At 56.5% G+C, this 21,203-nt stretch carries 19 protein-coding genes; 17 read left to right on the top strand and 2 right to left on the bottom strand.

The genetic code is table 11. The features are described from left to right. Nucleotides 1–70: 70 nt before the first annotated feature. Nucleotides 71–949, top strand: a complete 879-nt coding sequence (locus ID864_RS20555; protein WP_191150295.1) for a LysR family transcriptional regulator — start codon at nt 71–73, stop codon at nt 947–949. Here ID864_RS20555 and ID864_RS20550 read toward each other — a convergent pair whose 3' ends face one another. Further along, nucleotides 950–1,348 carry a YgiW/YdeI family stress tolerance OB fold protein gene (locus ID864_RS20550; RefSeq protein ID WP_048914186.1) on the bottom strand — a complete coding sequence of 133 codons (399 nt, stop codon included), beginning with the start codon at nt 1,346–1,348 and terminating at the stop codon, nt 950–952. A gap of 217 nt (nt 1,349–1,565) precedes the next feature. On the opposite strand from ID864_RS20550, the gene qseB reads away from it, so the two are divergent. Both qseB and qseC read left to right on the top strand, forming a co-directional pair. Continuing rightward, nucleotides 1,566–2,228: a quorum sensing response regulator transcription factor QseB gene (gene qseB / locus ID864_RS20545; RefSeq protein ID WP_048914177.1), complete on the top strand. Its 663-nt coding sequence runs from the start codon at nt 1,566–1,568 to the stop codon at nt 2,226–2,228. Continuing rightward, nucleotides 2,228–3,577, top strand: coding sequence for a quorum sensing histidine kinase QseC (qseC, locus tag ID864_RS20540; RefSeq protein ID WP_191150297.1), 1,350 nt, complete (start codon nt 2,228–2,230; stop codon nt 3,575–3,577). The genes qseB and qseC overlap by 1 nt, the downstream gene beginning before the upstream one ends. A gap of 61 nt (nt 3,578–3,638) precedes the next feature. Here the strand turns inward: qseC and kup are convergent, their stop codons facing one another. Then, nucleotides 3,639–5,507, bottom strand: coding sequence for a low affinity potassium transporter Kup (kup, locus tag ID864_RS20535; RefSeq protein WP_191150294.1), 1,869 nt, complete (start codon nt 5,505–5,507; stop codon nt 3,639–3,641). 270 nt (nt 5,508–5,777) lie between these two features. Between kup and ravA the strand changes: the two genes are divergently transcribed. The 14 genes from ravA (at nt 5,778) to atpG (ending at nt 21,190) form a co-directional block, all read left to right on the top strand. Next, a complete protein-coding gene (gene ravA, locus ID864_RS20530; protein ID WP_099754530.1) occupies nt 5,778–7,271 on the top strand; it encodes an ATPase RavA in 1,494 nt (497 codons plus the stop codon). Further along, nucleotides 7,268–8,728 carry an ATPase RavA stimulator ViaA gene (viaA, locus tag ID864_RS20525; RefSeq protein ID WP_191150293.1) on the top strand — a complete coding sequence of 487 codons (1,461 nt, stop codon included), beginning with the start codon at nt 7,268–7,270 and terminating at the stop codon, nt 8,726–8,728. The genes ravA and viaA overlap by 4 nt, the downstream gene beginning before the upstream one ends. Nucleotides 8,729–8,823: 95 nt before the next feature. After that, nucleotides 8,824–10,962, top strand: a complete 2,139-nt coding sequence (gene ovoA / locus ID864_RS20520) for a 5-histidylcysteine sulfoxide synthase (RefSeq protein WP_048914173.1) — start codon at nt 8,824–8,826, stop codon at nt 10,960–10,962. A 120-nt stretch (nt 10,963–11,082) separates the two neighbouring features. Next, on the top strand, nt 11,083–11,544 hold the full coding sequence (gene asnC / locus ID864_RS20515) for a transcriptional regulator AsnC (RefSeq protein ID WP_048914172.1): 462 nt from the start codon (nt 11,083–11,085) through the stop codon (nt 11,542–11,544). Nucleotides 11,545–11,802: 258 nt separating this feature from the next. After that, nucleotides 11,803–12,243 (top strand): FMN-binding protein MioC, encoded by a 441-nt coding sequence (gene mioC / locus ID864_RS20510; protein ID WP_048914171.1) that lies wholly within the window; start codon nt 11,803–11,805, stop codon nt 12,241–12,243. Between the two features lie 466 nt (nt 12,244–12,709). After that, nucleotides 12,710–14,599 (top strand): tRNA uridine-5-carboxymethylaminomethyl(34) synthesis enzyme MnmG, encoded by a 1,890-nt coding sequence (gene mnmG, locus ID864_RS20505; RefSeq protein ID WP_048914170.1) that lies wholly within the window; start codon nt 12,710–12,712, stop codon nt 14,597–14,599. 45 nt (nt 14,600–14,644) lie between these two features. After that, nucleotides 14,645–15,265, top strand: a complete 621-nt coding sequence (rsmG, locus tag ID864_RS20500; RefSeq protein ID WP_191150292.1) for a 16S rRNA (guanine(527)-N(7))-methyltransferase RsmG — start codon at nt 14,645–14,647, stop codon at nt 15,263–15,265. An 827-nt stretch (nt 15,266–16,092) separates the two neighbouring features. Next, nucleotides 16,093–16,476, top strand: a complete 384-nt coding sequence (gene atpI, locus ID864_RS20495; protein WP_048917949.1) for a F0F1 ATP synthase subunit I — start codon at nt 16,093–16,095, stop codon at nt 16,474–16,476. An 8-nt stretch (nt 16,477–16,484) separates the two neighbouring features. Then, nucleotides 16,485–17,303 (top strand): F0F1 ATP synthase subunit A, encoded by an 819-nt coding sequence (gene atpB, locus ID864_RS20490; protein WP_048917948.1) that lies wholly within the window; start codon nt 16,485–16,487, stop codon nt 17,301–17,303. Between the two features lie 49 nt (nt 17,304–17,352). Next, complete coding sequence (atpE, locus tag ID864_RS20485) at nt 17,353–17,592, top strand: F0F1 ATP synthase subunit C (protein ID WP_003849523.1); 240 nt, start codon at nt 17,353–17,355, stop codon at nt 17,590–17,592. Between the two features lie 100 nt (nt 17,593–17,692). After that, nucleotides 17,693–18,163: a F0F1 ATP synthase subunit B gene (gene atpF / locus ID864_RS20480; RefSeq protein WP_048917947.1), complete on the top strand. Its 471-nt coding sequence runs from the start codon at nt 17,693–17,695 to the stop codon at nt 18,161–18,163. Between the two features lie 11 nt (nt 18,164–18,174). Then, nucleotides 18,175–18,708 carry a F0F1 ATP synthase subunit delta gene (gene atpH / locus ID864_RS20475; RefSeq protein WP_048917946.1) on the top strand — a complete coding sequence of 178 codons (534 nt, stop codon included), beginning with the start codon at nt 18,175–18,177 and terminating at the stop codon, nt 18,706–18,708. A 16-nt stretch (nt 18,709–18,724) separates the two neighbouring features. Next, a complete protein-coding gene (atpA, locus tag ID864_RS20470) occupies nt 18,725–20,266 on the top strand; it encodes a F0F1 ATP synthase subunit alpha (RefSeq protein WP_191150291.1) in 1,542 nt (513 codons plus the stop codon). Between the two features lie 54 nt (nt 20,267–20,320). Continuing rightward, the gene (atpG, locus tag ID864_RS20465; RefSeq protein ID WP_048917944.1) at nt 20,321–21,190 is read left to right on the top strand and encodes a F0F1 ATP synthase subunit gamma; all 870 of its coding nucleotides are present in this window, start codon (nt 20,321–20,323) and stop codon (nt 21,188–21,190) included. Nucleotides 21,191–21,203: the final 13 nt, after the last annotated feature.

Genomic DNA, 21,203 nt, shown 5'->3' with positions numbered 1-21,203 from the left:
GAATCAATGTTGACTCGATTCAGTCGGCGGCTCCAATATAAAGCTCCCCCCTCTTTGAGACGTTTTCGATATGGAACTCCGGTATCTTCGCTATTTCGTGGCCGTTGCCGAAACCCGGCACTTCACTAAAGCGGCAGAGCTGCTGAACATCTCGCAGCCGCCGCTCAGCCAGCAGATCAAAAAGCTGGAAGAGGAGATCGGCACGCCTTTATTGAAACGGCTAACGCGTGGCGTGGAGCTGACCGATGCCGGGGAAGCGTTTTATCAGGATGCCCGTCAGATCCTCGAACTGTCGGCCAACGCGCTGGAGAAAGCGAAAGGCATCGCGCGCGGCATCAGCGGCCAGCTGTCGATTGGCTTTGCCAGCTCCATCGCCTTTCATCCGCAGATATTCCGCCTGCTGCGCCGCTTTCAGGACAGTTTTCCAGCCATCACGCTGCTGCCGCGCGAAGAAAATATGGCCACGCTGATGCATGAGTTACAGGAAGGGCTGCTGGATGCGGCGTTCGTGCGCCTGCCCTGTGAGAGCAGCAAAGCCTTTAATCTGAAGATGATTGCCAGTGAGAAGATGGCGCTGGTACTGCCGCAGGGGCATCGGCTGGCGGACACGCCGCGCCTGTCGCTGGCTGCACTACGCGAGGAGCCGCTGGTGCTGTTCCCGCGTGAAGTGGCACCGAGCCTGTATGAAGTGATTATCAGTGCCTGCCTGCGCGCCGGGTTTCAGCCGGATAGCGTGCAGCAGTCGCCGCAGATTTCATCGGCGATTAACATGGTAGCCGCCGGGTTTGGCATCACCATCATTCCTGACTCCCTGCGCAGTATCCAGCTGCCCGGCGTCAGCTTCCATCAGATTGAGGATGCTGCGCTGAGCAGTGATATTGCGCTCGCCTGGCGGCGCTGGGATCGCTCTCCAGCCGTCCATCATCTGGCGGAGAGCCTGAGCGGATGATCAGTTAGCGATTTTACGCACCTGCTTCACGTCCAGCTCCATGGAGTTGAAGTCTTTATCCAGTTTGCCCTGCAGCTCAACCTTATCGTTCGGACCGACGGTTTGCCCTTCCCAGCGCTTGTGGTCGATCTCCACCGTCATGGTGCCGGTGGCGTCACGGAACTGGTAGTCTTCATCACCGATGCGCTTTTCAATATTGCCGCGCATCGTGACCCAGGCATCATCCTTCATATCCTGCGCCTGCTTGACGGTAGCAACCGTGCCGTTCGGGCCGCTAAAACCGCCTTTCTGTACTTGCGCGGTGGGTGCATTCGGGTCAACAAATCCGCCAGTCTGTGCAGCCAGTACCGGAGTCGACATCAGGGCGCTAATCGCCAGTAATGCAGCTGTCTTCTTCATCATTTTCGCTTTTCCTTATGAAAGTGAGCAGTCAACACTGCCCGGTCATCTCTGTTCGGTAAGTATTACAGCAAAAAGTTCTTAACGAGATCTTAAGGAGATCAGCGAAACGACTTTATTGTTTTAAATTGACGAAAAGTCGCGAAATTCGCCGATCTCAGCTGTACAACCCCTATCCTCTTTCCGTATAAATCGCTAAAACTGCGAGGAAACAGTGATGAGAATTTTACTAATTGAAGATGACCGTCTGATTGGCGACGGCATCAAGGCCGGGCTGGGCAAGCTGGGTTTCAGCGTGGACTGGTTTAGTCAAGGCAGTGAAGGCCTGCACGCATTAGCAGCGGCACCCTATGATGCGGTGGTGCTGGATCTCAGCCTGCCGGAGATCGACGGGCTGGAGATCCTGCGCCAGTGGCGGCAGCAGGGACGCGATGAGCCGGTGCTGATCCTCACGGCCCGCGATGCGCTGGAGCAGCGCGTCAGCGGGCTACAGCAGGGCGCGGATGACTATCTGTGCAAACCCTTCGCCCTGACGGAAGTCGCCGCGCGCTTGCAGGCGCTGATCCGCCGCCGCCACGGCCAGCTGCAGCCAACCCTGCAACATGCGGGTGTGGTGATGGAGCCGGGTTCGCACACCGTGACCCTCAACGGCGAGCCGCTGGTGCTGAAAGCGCGCGAACTGGCGCTGCTGGAGCTGTTCCTGCTCAACGCCGGGCGGGTGCTGACGCGCGCACAGCTGGAAGAGAAGCTGTATGGCTGGGACGATGATGTCTCCAGCAATGCCGTTGAGGTGCATATTCACCACCTGCGTAAAAAGCTCGGCAGCGAGTTTATTCGTACCGTGCACGGCGTCGGCTACACCCTGGGGGCGAAGTCGTGATGCAGCGCAGCCTGCGCATGCGCCTGATGCTGGGCTTCCTGCTGCTCAGCCTGCTGTGCTGGGGCGCAGCGGCGCTGGGGTCCTGGTGGCAGACGCGCCACAACATCAATGAGCTGTTTGATACCCAGCAGATGCTGTTCGCTAAGCGCCTGCTGCGCCTCAATCCCGAACAGTTCAGCGCCGATTTAGCCGCCCTGCCCAAAAGCAAAAAACTGCTGCGCCACCACCGCGGCGAACAGGACGATGACGCGCTGGCCTTCGCCGTCTTTACCCGCGACGGCAAAATGGTGCTGAATGATGGCGATAAGGGTAAAGATTTTATCTTCGACTATCAGCGAGATGGCTTTCGCGATGCACGGATGAAGGATGACGACGACCGCTGGCGCATGGTGTGGCTGCGCACTCAGGATGACAAATACGTGGTGGTGGTCGGCCAGGAGTGGGAATACCGCGATGACCTCACGCGTGACCTGGTGCAGACCAACCTGACGCCGTGGCTGGTGGCACTGCCGGTGATGCTGCTGCTGATGCTGTGGCTGGTGACGTGGGAGCTGCGCCCGCTGAAGCATATCGCCCACCAGCTGCGCCAGCGTAAAGCCGATGACACCGCCCCGGTCGAGGTAAAACGCCTGCCGCAGGAGGTGCACCCGCTGCTGAGCGAGCTGAACCAGCTGTTCAGCCGTATCGGGGAGATGCTGCAGCGTGAACGGCGCTTTACCTCCGATGCCGCCCACGAACTGCGCAGCCCGCTGGCGGCGCTGAAGGTGCAGACCGAGGTTGCCCAGCTGGCGCACGACGACAGCGCCATGCGCCACCATGCGCTTACCAGCCTGGATGCGGGTATCGACCGCGCCACCCGGCTGGTGGATCAGCTGCTAACCCTTTCAAGGCTGGACTCGGGCCAGCAGCTGGAAAAACAGCGTCTAGACTGGCAGAGCATCATCCAGCAGGCGGTGGTTGAGCACTATTCCCGCGCCCAGGCTGCCGGCGTGGAGCTGGCGCTTGATGCCCCAACAGAACCGGTTATCCAGCTGGGCAACCCGCTACTGCTGGCGCTGCTGGTGCGCAACCTGCTGGATAACGCCATTCGCTACAGCCCGGCGGGCAGCGACGTGCGCATCACGCTGACTGCGGGACAGTTGCAGGTGCTGGATAACGGGCCGGGCGTCAGCCCTGAAGTGCTGACGCGTATCGGTGAACGCTTCTATCGCCCGCCGGGTCAGGAACAGTCCGGCAGCGGATTAGGCTTGTCGATCGTTCATCAAATTGCCCAGCTGCACGGCATGAAGGTCACGATGAGCAATCGTCAGGAAGGCGGGTTTGCGGTGACGGTCAACTTACATGGATAACCCGGGCGAGGCATGCCTCGCCCTTACGCGATCCCGCAGGAGTCGGGCATGCCCGATCCTGTCAAATCTCGACCTGGGTGCCCAGCTCGATCACGCGGTTCGGCGGGATTTCAAACTGGTCCGGCGCACGCAGCGCATTCTTCTGCAGCATCAGGAACAGTTTGCCGCGCAGGCGCAGATACCACGGACGTTTGCCGATGATCAGCGACTCGTGCGACATAAAGAATGACGTCTCCATCATGCGGCAGCTCAACCCTTCCAGGCCGCAGCGGTGGAAGATCTCCTCAACGTTCGGCGTTTCGCGCCAGCCGTAGCTTGCCACCACGCGCCAGAAGGTTGGCGACAGCTGTTCAATGGTCACACGCTTAACGTTGTGCACATAGGGCGCGTCTTCAGTACGCAGCGTCAGCAGCACCACGCGTTCGTGCAGCACCTTGTTGTGCTTGAGGTTATGCAGCATGGCAAACGGAATGACGTTGAGCGCACGCGACATATAGACCGCGGTGCCCGGCACGCGTACCGGCGGGGATTTCTCCAGCGAGGCGATCATCGCCTCCAGCGAATTACCGTGCTCGTGCATACGGCGCAGCAGGCGGAAGCGCTCGCTTTTCCAGGTGGTCATCACGATAAACATCACCAGCGCCAGCGTCAGCGGCAGCCAGCCACCGGCAAACACTTTCACCAGGTTGGCAGAGAACAGCGACACGTCGATGCACAGCATGCCAATCAGGATGGCGATCACCAGATAGCGGTTCCAGTGCCAGTTCTTAATTGCCACGGTGCTACACAGGATCGCGGTCAGCACCATGGTGCCGGTTACCGCAATGCCGTAAGCCGCCGCAAGGTTGCTGGAGTGCTCGAAGCCGACGATGACAATGACCACGGCAAAGTAGAGCAGCCAGTTGATCACCGGAATATAGATCTGGCCAAATTCCTGCTCCGAGGTGTGCACAATACGCATTGGTGGCAGATAGCCGAGGCGCACGGCCTGGCGCGTCAAAGAGAAGACGCCCGAGATCACCGCCTGAGAGGCAATCACCGTCGCCAGGGTAGCCAGAATCAGCATCGGGATCAGCGCCCAGTCCGGGGCCAGCAGGAAGAACGGGTTTTTAATCGCCTCCGGGTTTTTCAGCAGCAGCGCGCCCTGGCCGAAATAGTTCAGCACCAGCGACGGCAGCACCACGCTAAACCATGCGAGGCGGATCGGGAATTTGCCAAAGTGGCCCATATCCGCGTACAGCGCTTCCACGCCGGTAATCGCCAGCACCACGGCGCCCAGCGCAAAGAAGGAGACGGTTTTGTACTCAATAAAGAAGTGCACGGCCCAGTACGGGTTCATGGCATGCAGCACGTCAGGATTGGCGATAATCCCGCGCGCGCCCAGCACCGCCAGCACGATAAACCACAGCAGCATCACCGGCGCGAACAGCTTGCCGACGATGCCGGTGCCGTGTTTCTGAATCACAAACAGCAGCGTCAACACGGCAATCGCCATCGGCACGATGTAGCTGTCGAGGGAAGGTGCGGCGATCTCCAGGCCTTCGATCGCCGAAAGGACCGAAACCGCAGGGGTGATCACCACCTCACCATAAAAGAAGCTGCCGCCAATCAGGCCCATAATCACCAGCACGGCGGTGGACCTTGCCCCGGTGTTTCTCCCGGCCAGCGACATCAGCGTCAGGATACCGCCTTCACCGGCGTTATCCGCGCGCATCACGTAGCTGATATATTTCAGCGATACGGTCAGCACCAGCAGCCAGAAAATGAGCGATAAAAAGCCGAAAACGGCATCGCGTTCAACACCAAAACCAAACTGACCGGAGAGACATTCGCGCAGGGTATAGAGTGGGCTGGTACCAATGTCGCCATACACCACACCAATTGCTGCCAGCGTAACGGCACCAAGGGACTGCTTCTTTTCAGAACTCATAGAGATATCTTTTGTTGGAGCCGACCTACGCGGGATTGCGCACAGCTCATCAAACCATCAAAACGCGCACAGTATGCATGATTCATAGTGAATGCCTACCCCTAATTACCCGTTTAACGACAACTCTTAAAGGCAAGACATCGCCTGATGTCACCGTTTGATAATAAAAAAGCTGACTGCTATCAACTCTTTCAAGCATCATAGCCAGTAGTGTTTGCGCTCGCCAGCAACAAGCTGGCCTGTCCGTAGAAAAAGGATGACTGTTTGATTATGGCCCACTCTCAATTACTGGCGGAGCGCATAGCCCGCCTCAGCAATGCATTAGAGAAAGGACTTTACGAACGCCATCATGCGATTCGCCTTTGCCTGCTCGCTGCCCTGTGCGGCGAAAGCGTGTTTTTACTCGGCCCTCCCGGCATTGCTAAAAGCCTGATTGCCCGCCGATTGAAGTTCGCCTTCCAGCATGCCCGCGCCTTTGAATATCTGATGACGCGCTTCTCCACCCCCGAGGAAGTTTTCGGCCCGCTATCGATTCAGGCGCTGAAGGATGAGGGGCGTTATCAGCGCCTGATCAAAGGCTATCTGCCCGATGCCGAGATCGTATTTCTGGATGAGATCTGGAAAGCCGGTCCGGCCATCCTCAATACCCTGCTGACGGCGATCAACGAGCGCCGCTTCCGCAATGGCGACAGCGAAGAAAAAATCCCGATGCGCCTGCTGGTCACCGCCTCCAACGAACTGCCGGAAGCGGACAGCGGGCTGGAAGCACTATATGACCGTATGCTGATTCGCCTGTGGCTGGATAACGTGCATGAAAAGCAGAACTTCCGCAGCCTGCTGACCCACCAGCAGGACGAGAACCAGAACCCGGTGGCGGAGTCGCTGTGCATCACCGATGAGGAGTATCTGGAGTGGCAGCAGGGTATCAGCAAAGTCAGCCTGCCCGATGATGTTTTCGAGCTGATTTTCCAGCTGCGTCAGCAGTTAGAAAACCAGCCTGAAGCGCCCTATATTTCTGACCGCCGCTGGAAAAAGGCCATTCATCTGCTGCAGGCCAGCGCCTTTTACAGCGGGCGTAACGCCATTGCGCCGATTGACCTGATCCTGCTGAAAGACTGCCTGTGGCATGACGTTGGCTCGATGAAGCTGCTGGACCACGAGCTGGATAACCTGATCACTCAGCAGGCCTGGCAGCAGCAGCCGATGCTGTTCAAACTTCAGCAGATCAACGCCCGCCGCCTGGCGTTACAGCAGCAGCAGAGCGTTGAGCAGGCGATCCGGCTGGAGAAGCACGGTGGCATGTTCAGCCGCAAGCCGCACTACGAGCTGCCCGAGTCGCTGGCTAACGATGCTCTGACGCTGATGCTGCAAAAGCCGCTGACGCTGCACGAAATGCAGGTCACCCACATCACCCTTGCGCGCGAAGCGCTGCACCACTGGCTGCAAAAAGGCGGCGACGTGCGCGGCAAGCTGAACGGCATCGGCTTTGCCCAGACGCTCGACCTGCACGTGGACGGCAATGACTGCCTGACGCTGCGCGACGTCAGCCTGCAGGCCACGCGCCTGATGCTGCCGGGCAAACCGCAGCAGGGGCTGCCGGAAGAGATCGTGCTGGCGCTCGACGAGCTGGAGACCCAGCTGCGCGGCCAGCGCACGCTGTTCAGCCAGCACCACCGCTGCCTGTTTATCAGCGATGACTGGCTGGCGCGCGTGGAGGAGAGCCTGCAACAGGTGGCCGATCAGCTGAAACAGGCTCGCCAGTGATCTCGCTTGATACCCTGAGCCTGTTCCTGGCGGTCAATGAAAACGATCTCATTGAAGAGCTGGTGATCACGCTACTCGCCTCCCCGCAGCTTGCCGCCTTTTTTGAAAAATTCCCCAGGCTGAAGAACGCCCTGACGCGCGATCTCCCGCACTGGAAAGCAGAGATCGCGCAGCAGCTGAAAAATACCCCGGTGCCGGAAGATCTGGCGGCCGAGTTTAGCCGCTTCCAGCAGAGCCAGCTGATGAGCCAGCACGACTTCAGCGCACAGCTGCCGGAACTGCTGAGCTGGCTGGCGCAGCAGCACTCACCGTTTGCCGAAAAAGCCCAGGCGCTGGTGGCGAATAATGATGCGCTGCAGCTCAGCAATGCCCAGCAGACGCTGTTTCTGCAGCGCTGGCGGCTGAGCCTGACGCTGCAAACCCTGACGCTGAACCAGCAGCTGCTGGAGCGGGAACGCGACAAGCTGCTGGCGGAGCTGCAGCAACGGCTGGCGATGAGCGGCCAGCTGGCTCCGGTGCTGGCCGGTGACGATGACGCTGCTGCCGGCCGGCTGTGGGACCTGACGCGCAGTTCATTGCAGCGCGGCGACTATCAGCTAATGGTGCAGTACGGGGATTTCCTCGCCAGTCAGCCGGAGCTGCTGAAGCTGGCAGAGCAGCTGGGGCGCAGCCGTGAGGCTAAAGCGGTGCTGTCGGACGATGCGCCGCTGGAAACTTTTCACCAGCTGGTGCGCGAGCCGGAAAGCGTGCCGGAAGAGGTCAGCGGCCTGCACCAGAGCGATGATATTCTGCGCCTGCTGCCGCCGGAGCTGGCCACGCTTGGCATCAGCGAGCTGGAGATGGAGTTTTACCGCCGGCTGGTGGAGAAACGCCTGCTCACCTACCGCCTTCAGGGCGAAAGCTGGCACGATAAGGTATCGCTGCGCCCGGTCAGCCACCAGCAGCATGACGAACAGCCACGCGGGCCGTTTATCGTCTGCGTGGATACCTCCGGCTCGATGGGCGGCTTTAACGAACGCTGCGCTAAGGCTTTCTGCCTCGCCCTGTTAAAGGTGGCGCTGGCCGATAACCGCCGCTGCTACATTATGCTGTTCGCCCATGAGGTGATCGGCTACGAGCTAACCGCCGCCGACGGCATCAGCCAGGCGATCCGCTTTCTCAGCCAGCGTTTTCGCGGCGGTACCGACCTGGCCGCCTGCCTCGATGCCGTGCTGCAAAAGATGTCCGGCCCGCTGTGGGCCGATGCCGATGCGGTGATCCTCTCTGACTTTATCGCCCAGCGCCTGCCCGACCCCATTGTTAAGCGCGTGCGCGACCACCAGCAGCAGCAGCTGCAACGTTTTCATGCGGTTGCCATGTCCGATCATGGAAAACCCGGCATCATGCGCATCTTTGACCATATCTGGCGCTTCGATACCGGGCTGAAAAGCCGCCTGCTGCGCCGCTGGCAGCGTTAACGCCCCACCCTAAGAAACATTCCGTCTATGCTTATTTGCTATAGTGATATCTACGCTTTAGCCATTTGGCATATCAGGCAAGACGGGAGCATGACGTGACTTCGCAACAACACCAGACAGGATTACCTGCACCGACCCGCACGCTGACCTTAAGCGGCAACGACCCCGAACAGAAACGTCAGCAGCTGCTCAGCTACTTCCGTCAGACGTGGGAGCTGTACGAAAGCCTGTTCGACTGCCTCGCTGACGAGCGCGCTTACTACACCAAAGCCATTTCGCTGCGCCATCCGCTGATCTTCTATTATGGCCACACCGCCACTTTCTATATTAATAAGCTGATGGCGGGCCGTCTGATCGATAGCCGTATCGACGATAAGATCGAAGCGATGCTGGCGATCGGCGTTGATGAAATGAGCTGGGACGATCTGGATAACAGCCACTACAGCTGGCCATCAGTGGCCGAGCTGCGCGACTATCGCGGCAAAGTGCGCGCGCGCGTCGAAAAGTTTATCCGCGAGATGCCGCTAACCCTGCCGATTGGCTGGGAGAGCCCGGCGTGGGTGATACTGATGGGCATTGAGCACGAACGCATCCACCTGGAAACCTCCAGCGTGCTGATGCGTCAGCTGCCGCTGGCGTGGGTCAAACCTCAGCCGCACTGGCCCGCCTGCCCGGACGCGCGCCACGATCGCCTGTCCGTGCCGCAAAACAGTCTGGTCGACGTCGCCGCCGGGCGCATCACCCAGGGCAAAACCGATGATACCTACGGCTGGGACAATGAGTACGGCTCGCTGACCAGCAGCGTGCAGCCATTCCAGGCCAGCAAAATGCTGGTCAGCAACGCCGAGTTCTTCGCGTTTATTGCCGATGGCGGCTACCAGACCCAAAGCTGGTGGGATGATGAAGGCTGGGGCTGGCGCGAGTTCGCCGAAGCAACCATGCCGACCTTCTGGGTTGGCAGCGCTGACCAGCCGGATGCGCTGAAGCTGCGCCTGCTGGCTGAAGAGATCGCTATGCCATGGGACTGGCCGGCGGAGGTCAATCAGCTGGAAGCCGCCGCCTTCTGCCGCTGGAAAGCCGATCGAACCGGGCAGTCGGTACAGCTACCAGCAGAGAGCGAGTGGATGCTGCTGCGCGAGCAGGTGCCAGGCGATCAGCCAGACTGGCAGGAAGCGCCGGGCAATATTAACCTCGCTTACTGGGCTTCTTCCTGCCCGGTGGATCAGTTTGCACAGGGCGATTTCTTCGATCTGATCGGCAACGTCTGGCAGTGGACCACCACGCCGATCAACGGCTTCGAAGGCTTCCGCGTGCATCCGCTGTATGACGATTTCTCGACGCCAACCTTTGACGGCAAACACGCGATTATTAAAGGCGGAAGCTGGATCTCAACCGGCAATGAAGCACTGAAATCATCACGTTACGCATTTCGCCGCCACTTCTTCCAGCACGCCGGTTTCCGCTACGTCGTCTCTGAGCATCAGGAAACCATGGTGCAGAATCCGTATGAAACCGACAGCATGGTGTCACAGTATCTCGACTTCCAGTACGGCCCGGAATACTTCGGCGTGGCGAACTACGGTAAAGCGCTGGCGGAGATCGCCTGCACCCTTACCGATAAACGCCAGCGCGCGTTGGATATCGGCTGCGCCACCGGGCGCGCCAGCTTTGAACTGGCGCGCCACTTTGAGCAGGTCGTCGGCATGGACTACTCGGCGCGCTTTATCGACGTGGCACTTCAGCTGACCAGCGGCGAAGACTTCCGCTATGTCACCCAGGAAGAGGGTGACCTGGTTGAATACCGTCAGGTGCGGCTGAAAGACGTTGGTTTGGGCGCAGAGCAGGCGCAGCGCATCCAGTTTGTGCAGGGCGATGCCTGTAACCTCAAGCCGCAGCCGGAAGGTTTTGACCTGGTGCTGGCCTCCAACCTGATTGATCGCCTGCGCCAGCCGCAGCGCTTCCTGCACGATATCACCCGCATGATCCGCTCCGGCGGCGTGCTGATGCTCTCCTCGCCTTATACCTGGCTGGAAGAGTTTACGCCGAAGGAGAACTGGCTGGGCGGTATCCGTGAAAACGGCGAGGCGCTGTCAACCTATCAGGCGCTGCAACGCCTGCTGGCGGCCGATTTTGAAGAGATCGCCCCGGCGCAGGATGTGCCATTTGTTATTCGCGAGACGGCGCGCAAATATCAGCATACCGTGGCGCAGCTCACCCTGTGGCGTAAACGCTAATCCCACCCGCGGGCGCCACTCCGGCGCCCGCTGTCATATCATCACTCCGATTGCCATTCTGTTCACGATCGCGCACATTATCGTCTGTTCAACTTATTATTCGATAATTCCGGAGCCCCCATGGCAGATAATATGCAGCCAGATAATCTCGATCGCGGCATCCTGAATGCCCTGATGGATAACGCCCGTGTCGCCTACGCCGAACTGGCAAAGCAGTTCAACGTCAGCCCGGGGACCATTCACGTACGCGTTGAGAAGATGAAGCAGGCGGGGATTATTAAAGGCACGCGGGTAGAAATTGACCCGAAGATGCTGGGCTATGACGTCTGCTGCTTTATCGGCATCATCCTGAAAAGCGCCAGGGACTATCCTGCCGCCGTAGCGAAACTGGAGCAGCTTGAAGAGGTGGTGGAAGCCTGGTACACCACCGGCCACTACAGCATCTTTATTAAGGTGATGTGCCGCTCGATCGACGCCCTGCAGCAGGTGTTGATCAACAAGATCCAGACCATTGATGAAATCCAGTCGACCGAAACCCTGATCTCGTTGCAGAACCCGATCATGCGCACCATTACGCCCTGATCTGTGCACAAAATTATCCACAACCTGTACTGCTTGCGGATCTTGCAACAATGCGTACCGTCGGCGGCGCAGTCAGTTGTGATTCGGCCAGCGCACAGCGCCCGCAGCGTACTGTAGTACGTGAGGACCGCGAGCACTGCCCGGATCGTAAATGACAAGCGAGCCAGGTACCTTTCATAAAAACCCTGGTTTTCCACAGGTAGATCCCAGCCTGATCACAGCGTACAATGCCCGCCATTATCATTCAGGGATCCCATCATGGCCGACATTACTTTAATCAGTGGCAGCACTTTAGGCAGCGCAGAATATGTTGCCGATCATCTGGCAGAAAAGCTGGATGAGGCCGGGCACACCACCGAGACGCTGCACGGACCTGAGCTTGAAGAGCTGAAAACGTCTGGCATCTGGATTGTGGTCTCATCGACCCACGGTGCCGGTGAGCTGCCGGATAATATCCAGCCGCTGTTTGACGCTATAAAGGAAGAGCAGCCCGATCTCAGCAACCTGCGCTATGGCGCGGTCGGTATTGGCAACCGCGAATACGATCTGTTCTGTGGCGCGATCGTGCAGTTTGATGAGCTGCTGACCTCGCTCGGCGCTCAGCGCATTGGCGATCGTCTCGATATTGACGTGCTGGAACATGAGATTCCGGAAGATCCTGCCGGTGTCTGGGTAGAAAGCTGGAAAGAACTGATCTAAATCCGCTGTGGATCGGGCCGCGATCGTCGGTTCGATCCGTATAAAAACGGGTTTTCGATCCCGAGTTTTGTAAATGTTGCTCTTTTTTGCCTGGTTTTACCGCGTTTATCTGTGGATAACCATGCTCAATTCCGTCTGATAACCGGTGTTTATCCCAAGAACAACTCGGGTACCTGCCGGAGCCTGTGCATAACATGCCATTTAGATCCCAGCTTATACGGCGTGGGATCACCGATCATTCACAGTTAATGATCCTGCCTAATTGCCTGATCCTTATCAGCAAAAATGGCTTATCCACAGAGATCGTCGATCCTAATAGAAGATCTAATAAAGAGATCTCTAAATAAAAAAGATCTTCTTTTTAATACACGAAGATCCCGGCGCTTTCGCCATCGTCTAAAGTTGAGTAGAATCCACGCCCTCAGCAACACTCTCTTCAATCGCACAAGCCGCGAGGTGCAGTACCATGTTTTATCCAGATCCTTTTGACGTCATCGTAATCGGTGGTGGTCATGCAGGGACAGAAGCCGCTATGGCCGCTGCCCGTATGGGTCAACAAACCCTGTTATTAACCCATAACATCGACACGCTGGGACAGATGTCCTGCAACCCGGCGATTGGCGGTATCGGGAAAGGACATCTGGTTAAAGAAGTGGACGCACTGGGTGGGTTGATGGCTCACGCAATAGACCAGTCCGGTATCCAGTTTAGGATACTAAACGCCAGCAAAGGTCCGGCGGTACGCGCCACCCGTGCTCAGGCTGACCGCGTGCTGTATCGTCAGGCGGTACGCACCGCGCTGGAGAACCAGCCAAACCTGATGATCTTCCAGCAGGCGGTTGAAGATCTGATCGTCGAGAACGATCGCGTCGTCGGTGCTGTGACCCAGATGGGCCTCAAGTTCCGCGCAAAAGCCGTGGTGCTGACCGTGGGGACTTTCCTCGATGGCAAAATTCACATCGGCATGGATAACTACAGCGGTGGCCGTGCTGGCGATCCGCCATCCATTCCGCTGTCACGCCGCCTGCGTGAACTGCCGCTGCGCGTGGGCCGCCTGAAAACCGGTACCCCACCGCGCATTGATGCACGCACCATCGACTTCAGCGTGCTGGCTCCGCAGCATGGTGATACGCCAATGCCGGTATTCTCGTTCATGGGCAATGTCAGCCAGCACCCTCAGCAGGTGCCGTGCTACATCACCTACACCAATGAGAAAACCCATGAGGTGATCCGCAATAACCTCGATCGCAGCCCGATGTATGCCGGGGTGATTGAAGGCATTGGTCCACGCTACTGCCCGTCGATTGAAGACAAGGTGATGCGTTTTGCCGACCGCAATGCGCACCAGATCTTCCTCGAACCGGAAGGGCTGACCAGCAATGAAATTTATCCGAACGGCATCTCCACCAGCCTGCCGTTTGATGTGCAGATGCAGATCGTGCGCTCGATGCACGGGATGGAAAATGCCAAAATCGTTCGTCCTGGCTACGCCATCGAGTACGATTTCTTCGATCCACGCGATCTGAAACCGACGCTGGAGAGTAAATATATTCAGGGTCTGTTCTTTGCCGGACAGATCAACGGCACCACCGGCTACGAAGAAGCGGCGGCCCAGGGTCTGCTGGCGGGTCTGAATGCTGGTCGCCAGTCTGCTGACAAAGAGAGCTGGGCACCCCGTCGTGACCAGGCTTACCTTGGCGTGCTGGTCGACGATCTCTGCACCCTCGGCACCAAAGAGCCGTACCGCATGTTCACCTCGCGCGCGGAATATCGCCTGATGCTGCGTGAAGATAACGCCGACCTGCGTCTGACCGCTGCCGGCCGTGAACTGGGGCTGGTCGATGATGCCCGCTGGGCGCGCTTCAACGAGAAGCTGGAAAGCATCGAGCTGGAACGTCAGCGTCTGCGTGATATCTGGGTGCATCCGAAATCAGAAAACGTTAGCGAAGTGAACACGCTGCTGAGCGCTGCCCTGACCAAGGAAGCCAGCGGTGAAGATCTGCTGCGCCGCCCGGAAATGACTTACCCTCAGCTGATGACCCTCAGCACCTTCGGCCCGTCGCTTAGCGACCCGCAGGCTGCCGAGCAGGTTGAGATCCAGGTGAAGTACGAAGGCTACATTGCTCGCCAGCAGGAAGAGATCGATCGCCAGCTGCGCAATGAAAACACCGTGCTGCCAGTCGATCTGAACTACCAGCAGGTGAGTGGCCTCTCCAATGAGGTCATTGCCAAGCTGAACGATCACAAACCGGGATCGATTGGCCAGGCCTCACGTATCTCCGGGATCACCCCGGCGGCGATCTCAATTCTCCTTATTTACCTTAAAAAACAGGGCCTGCTGCGCAAAAGCGCCTGACCTGAAATACGGGTCGGGCTTGCCCCGACCCTACAGGACCTCTTCGTGATTAATAAACTCTCCGCCCTGCTGAAAAGCGCCCAAATTTCCCTGTCCGATCAGCAGAAACATCAGCTGGTGGGCTATGTGGAGCTGCTCCACAAATGGAACAAAGCCTATAACCTGACCTCGGTGCGTGACCCGGAACAGATGCTGGTGCGTCATATTCTCGACAGCATCGTGGTGGAACCCCACCTGGTGGGTGAACGCTTTATCGATGTTGGCACCGGGCCCGGCTTGCCGGGCATCCCGCTGGCGATTGTGCGCCCGCAGGCGCATTTCACCCTGTTAGACAGCCTCGGCAAGCGCGTGCGCTTCCTGAAGCAGGTACAGCATGAACTGAAGCTGGAGAACGTCACCCCCGTGCAGAGCCGCGTTGAAGACTTCCCTGCCGAGCCTCCGTTTGACGGGGTGATCAGCCGGGCATTCGCTTCACTGACGGATATGGTCAGCTGGTGCCACCATCTGCCTGGCGGGAATGGCCGTTTCTATGCCCTGAAAGGCATCCTTCCGCACGATGAAATCGCCGCTTTACCGGCCGGTTTTAACGTGGAGAAGGTGTGTCCGCTGTCGGTGCCAACGCTGACCGGCGAGCGTCATTTGGTGATTATTTCGCCATCTGTCTGACCGATTGAGCCAAAAAACAGGCCCGTTAGTGTGTTTAACCCGCATAAACGGGCTTTTTTTTAGCCAGGAAAACCCTTATTTTTATCCGCATTCGGGGTTTTTAAGAAATAGTTAGCCACTGAAATTATATGACTTTTTTATCTCCAGGTCCGGCCTTAAGCCTGAATCGTGGTGAGCGGGGAGAGGGGAGGGCTTTTTTTTGCGAAAATTTGCCTGGACGGAGCTGTTACCATCAGGTTAAATCAGCCGACGGAAATGATCTGACAATCTCAGTTACATTTAACCTTGAGTTCACATTTGATTATCACTTTGATCACCTTTAGCCCGATATTTAAGGGTGCCGATAGTCACGCATGAAAATATATCCACGCAATAAATCGGCGTGAGTAATGGCTTGAGCAATGTTAAATAATTGCTACAGATGTCAATAAGACCTTTTAATCGAAGCAACAGGGCGTTTTTAAAAAACTAATATCTAATATATTGATATTAAACAATTAAATTTCATACTGTTGCGTATTATTAGGATAAAGCCAGCTTGTTTGTCCGGTATTACATTGCTGAATTGTGATCTGTCGCACGCTTTGTGAGCAAGCAATGTCGTGTATTGCAGAAAAAAACCAGCCAATTGCCGCCGCCAGCAGTTTGGGAAAACGGAGCGCTGGAAAGAAATTTAAATAATTGTTCACCTTTTCTCTACTTATCGATTGAAATCACAGGTGCGCACCGTATAATTTGCACGTTTTTTGCTGCTTGACTCAAAAGAGCAAAGGCAGTTTTATACGACACGCGACATACCCCCATCGGGGCAGGAGAGTTTCAGCGTCATGTCAGTGTCCCTTTACAGAGTAAAATTTGCCCGGACCGTGTTGCTTTTGCAGCTGGTGACCTTTGTCGTAATCGGCGCACTGTTTTTTGCCCTGAAAGATCTGACGTGGGGCGTGTCCGCCTTAGCGGGTGGACTGGCAGCCTGGCTGCCGAACGTGTTGTTTATGATTTTTGCCTGGCGCCACCGGGCGGGGCATGAAGTAACAGGGCGGCTCGCCTGGACTTTTGCGTTAGGCGAAGTGCTAAAGGTGTTCGTTACTGTTCTCGTGATTATCGTGGCGCTGGGAGTGTTTAAGGCGGTGTTTACGCCGCTGGGACTGGCCTGGTTATCGGTGCTGATTGTGCAAATTGTCGCACCGGCTGTAATTAACAACAAAGGGTAAGAGGCATCATGGCTGCAGGAGAAATCTCTACGCCGCAAGAATACATAGGTCATCATCTGAATAACCTTCAGCTTGACCTGCGTACCTTCGAGCTAGTGAATCCGCACGACGCTCCGGCGACGTTCTGGGTACTAAATATCGACTCCATGTTTTTCTCTGTGGTGCTGGGACTGGTGTTCCTGGTGCTGTTTCGCAAAGTCGCGAAATCAGCGACCAGCGGCGTGCCGGGTAAATTACAGGCCGCTGTTGAGCTAGTTGTTGGCTTCGTTGACGACAACGTGCGCGACATGTACCACGGTAAAAGCAAACTCATCGCTCCACTGGCCCTGACGATTTTCGTCTGGGTGTTCCTGATGAACTTCATGGACCTGCTGCCAATCGATCTGCTGCCGTACATCGGCGAGCATGTCTTTGGTCTGCCAGCGTTGCGTGTGGTGCCTTCTGCTGACGTGAACGTCACGCTGTCGATGGCCCTTGGCGTATTTATTTTGATTCTGTTCTACAGCATCAAGATGAAAGGCATTGGCGGCTTTACTAAAGAGCTGACTCTGCAACCCTTCAACCACCCTGTATTCATTCCGATCAACCTGATTCTGGAAGGTGTGAGCCTGCTGTCCAAACCGGTATCTCTGGGTCTGCGACTGTTCGGAAACATGTATGCGGGGGAATTGATTTTTATCCTGATTGCCGGTCTGTTGCCGTGGTGGTCACAGTGGATTCTGAATGTGCCATGGGCCATTTTCCACATCCTGATCATTTCGCTGCAGGCTTTCATTTTCATGGTCTTAACGATTGTCTATCTGTCGATGGCATCTGAAGAACATTGATTTTTTCTCAACACTACTGCGTTTTAACTGAAACAAACTGGAGACTGTCATGGAAAACCTGAATATGGATCTGCTGTACATGGCTGCCGCTGTGATGATGGGCCTGGCGGCAATCGGTGCTGCGATCGGTATCGGCATCCTCGGAGGCAAATTCCTGGAAGGCGCCGCACGCCAACCGGATCTGATTCCTCTGCTGCGTACGCAGTTCTTTGTTGTAATGGGTCTGGTGGATGCAATCCCAATGATCGCTGTTGGTCTGGGTCTGTACGTGATGTTTGCTGTCGCGTAAAAACCGATAGTTCATCGCCAGCGTTTGTGGGCGATGAACGGCTTCTGGCCGCTGCTTCGGCAGCGGCAGAAAAAGTTAACTTAACAAGAGGCATTGTGCTGTGAACATTAACGCAACAATCCTCGGCCAGGCTATCGCGTTCATCCTGTTTGTCCTGTTCTGCATGAAGTACGTGTGGCCGCCGCTTATGGCTGCTATCGAAAAGCGCCAGAAAGAAGTTGCCGAAGGCCTTGCTTCCGCTGAACGTGCCAAGAAAGATTTGGATCTCGCGCAGGCTAATGCGACCGACCAGCTGAAGAAAGCGAAAGAAGACGCTCAGGTAATCATCGAGCAGGCGAACAAACGCCGCGCGCAGATCCTGGACGAAGCGAAAGCTGAGGCTGAGCAGGAACGTAGCAAGATCGTCACCCAAGCGCAGGCAGAAATTGATGCCGAACGCAAACGTGCACGTGAAGAGCTGCGCAAGCAGGTCGCGATGCTGGCTGTTGCCGGCGCCGAGAAAATCATTGAACGTTCCGTGGATGAAGCTGCTAACAGCGACATCGTTGATAAACTGGTCGCTGAACTGTAAGGGAGGGGCTGATGTCTGAATTTACTACCGTAGCTCGCCCCTACGCTAAAGCCGCTTTTGACTTTGCGGTTGAACATCAAAGTATCGATCGCTGGCAGCAGATGCTGGCGTTTGCCGCCGAAGTGGCTGGCAATGAACAGGTATCAGAACTTCTTTCCGGCGCTCTGGCGCCGGAAGCGTTGTCTGGAGCGTTCATCGCGATCTGTGGTGACCAACTCGACGAAGCCGGTCAGAACCTGATTAAGGTGATGGCTGAAAACAAACGTTTGCCAGCGCTTACCGCTGTTCTGGAACAGTTCATCCAACTGCGTGCCGCACATGATGCGACCGCTGAGGTTGAAGTTATCTCTTCCACGACATTGAGCGATGAACAGCTGACCAAAATCAGCAGCGCGATGGAAAAACGTCTGTCACGCAAAGTTAAGCTGAATTGCAAAATTGATAAGTCTGTAATGGCAGGCGTAATCATCCGTGCGGGTGATATGGTCATTGACGGAAGCGTACGCGGTCGTCTCGAACGCCTCGCAGACGTCTTGCAGTCTTAAGGGGACTGGAGCATATATGCAACTGAATTCCACCGAAATCAGCGAACTGATCAAGCAGCGCATTGCTCAGTTCAATGTAGTGAGCGAAGCTCACAACGAAGGTACTATTGTTTCTGTAAGTGACGGTATCATCCGCGTCAACGGCCTGGCCGATGTGATGCAGGGTGAGATGATTGCCCTGCCGGGTAACCGTTACGCTATCGCACTGAACCTGGAGCGCGACTCTGTTGGTGCCGTAGTCATGGGCCCATACGCTGACCTCGCCGAAGGCATGAAGGTTAAGTGTACTGGCCGTATCTTAGAAGTTCCGGTCGGCCGTGGCCTGCTGGGCCGCGTAGTGAACACCCTGGGTGCTCCTATCGATGGTAAAGGCGCTATCGACAACGACGGTTTCTCACCGATCGAAGTGATTGCACCAGGCGTTATCGACCGTCAGTCCGTTGACCAGCCTGTACAGACTGGTTACAAGTCTGTCGATGCGATGATTCCAATCGGTCGTGGCCAGCGTGAGCTGATCATCGGTGACCGTCAGACCGGTAAAACCGCAATGGCGATCGATGCGATCATCAACCAGCGCGATTCCGGCATCAAATGTGTGTACGTAGCTATCGGCCAGAAAGCCTCTACCATCGCTAACGTGGTACGTAAACTGGAAGAGCACAACGCGCTGGCTAACACCATCGTTGTGGTTGCAACCGCATCTGAGTCTGCTGCTCTGCAATACCTGGCACCGTATGCCGGTTGTGCGATGGGCGAATACTTCCGTGACCGCGGTGAAGATGCACTGATCGTGTACGATGACCTGTCTAAACAGGCTGTTGCTTACCGTCAGGTTTCTCTGCTGCTGCGCCGTCCACCAGGCCGCGAAGCGTTCCCTGGCGACGTGTTCTACCTCCACTCCCGTCTGCTGGAGCGTTCTTCCCGCGTGAGCGCCGACTATGTTGAGCGTTTCACCAACGGTGAAGTGAAAGGTAAAACCGGTTCACTGACTGCGCTGCCAATCATCGAAACCCAGGCGGGTGACGTTTCTGCGTTCGTTCCAACCAACGTAATCTCGATTACCGATGGTCAGATCTTCCTGGAAACCAACCTGTTTAACTCCGGTATTCGTCCGGCAGTTAACCCGGGTATCTCAGTATCTCGTGTAGGTGGTGCTGCTCAGACCAAGATCATCAAGAAACTGTCCGGTGGTATTCGTACCGCGCTGGCACAGTATCGTGAACTGGCTGCGTTCTCTCAGTTCGCCTCCGATCTGGATGAAGCAACCCGCAAACAGCTGAGCCACGGTCAGAAAGTGACCGAGCTCCTGAAACAGAAACAGTATGCGCCGATGTCTGTCGCGCAGCAGGGTCTGGTGCTGTTTGCCGCCGAGCGTGGCTTCCTGAATGACGTCGAACTGGCGAAAATCGGTAGCTTCGAAGCGGCACTGCTGGCTTACGCGGATCGCGATCACGCAGAGCTGATGGCTGATATCAACCAGTCTGGTAACTATAACGGCGAAATCGAAGAGAAGCTGAAAGGCCTCCTCGAAACGTTTAAAGCAACCCAGTCCTGGTAATGTCTGGCGGCTTGTTCCTTCGGGGGCAGGCCGCAAGGCTTTGAGGAGAAGCTTATGGCCGGCGCAAAAGAGATACGTAGTAAGATCGGCAGCGTGCAAAACACGCAGAAGATCACCAAAGCGATGGAAATGGTCGCCGCCTCCAAAATGCGTAAATCGCAGGAACGCATGGCGGCCAGCCGTCCTTATGCAGAGACCATGCGCAAAGTGATTGGTCACATTGCGTTAGGTAATCTGGAATACAAGCACCCTTACCTGGAAGAGCGTGACGTTAAACGCGTCGGCTATCTGGTCGTGTCTACCGACCGCGGGCTTTGTGGTGGTTTGAACATTAACCTGTTCAAACGAGTGCTGGCTGATATGAAGGCCTGGGCTGATAAAGGCGTCGAAAGTGATATGGCGATTATCGGTTCCAAAGGTCTGTCATTCTTCAGCTCTGTTGGCGGCAACGTGGTTGCTCAGGTTACCGGGATGGGTGATAAACCTGCCCTGTCCGACCTGATTGGCCCGGTCAAAGTGATGCTTCAGGCATACGATGAAGGCCGTCTCGACAAGCTGTTTATCGTCAGCAACAAATTTATCAACACCATGTCTCAGACTCCACAGATCGTACAGCTGCTGCCATTACCGCCAGCAGATGATGCGGAAGGCGTTGTGAAGAAGAGTACCTGGGACTATCTGTATGAACCGGATCCGAAAGCGCTGCTGGACACGTTACTGCGCCGCTATGTCGAGTCTCAGGTTTACCAGGGTGTTGTTGAAAACCTGGCCAGCGAGCAGGCCGCGCGAATGGTGGCGATGAAAGCCGCAACCGATAACGGCGGAAACCTGATCAAAGAGCTGCAGTTGGTATACAACAAAGCTCGTCAGGCCAGCATCACCCAGGAACTTACCGAGATTGTCGGTGGGGCCTCCGCGGTTTAACCAGGTTTAATGA

The organism is Erwinia aphidicola, from assembly GCF_014773485.1.
In the GTDB taxonomy this organism is placed as follows: Bacteria; Pseudomonadota; Gammaproteobacteria; order Enterobacterales; family Enterobacteriaceae; genus Erwinia; species Erwinia aphidicola.
The sequence above is the reverse complement of the archived record's forward strand: the minus strand, read 5'-3'. Positions and strand labels throughout refer to the sequence as shown.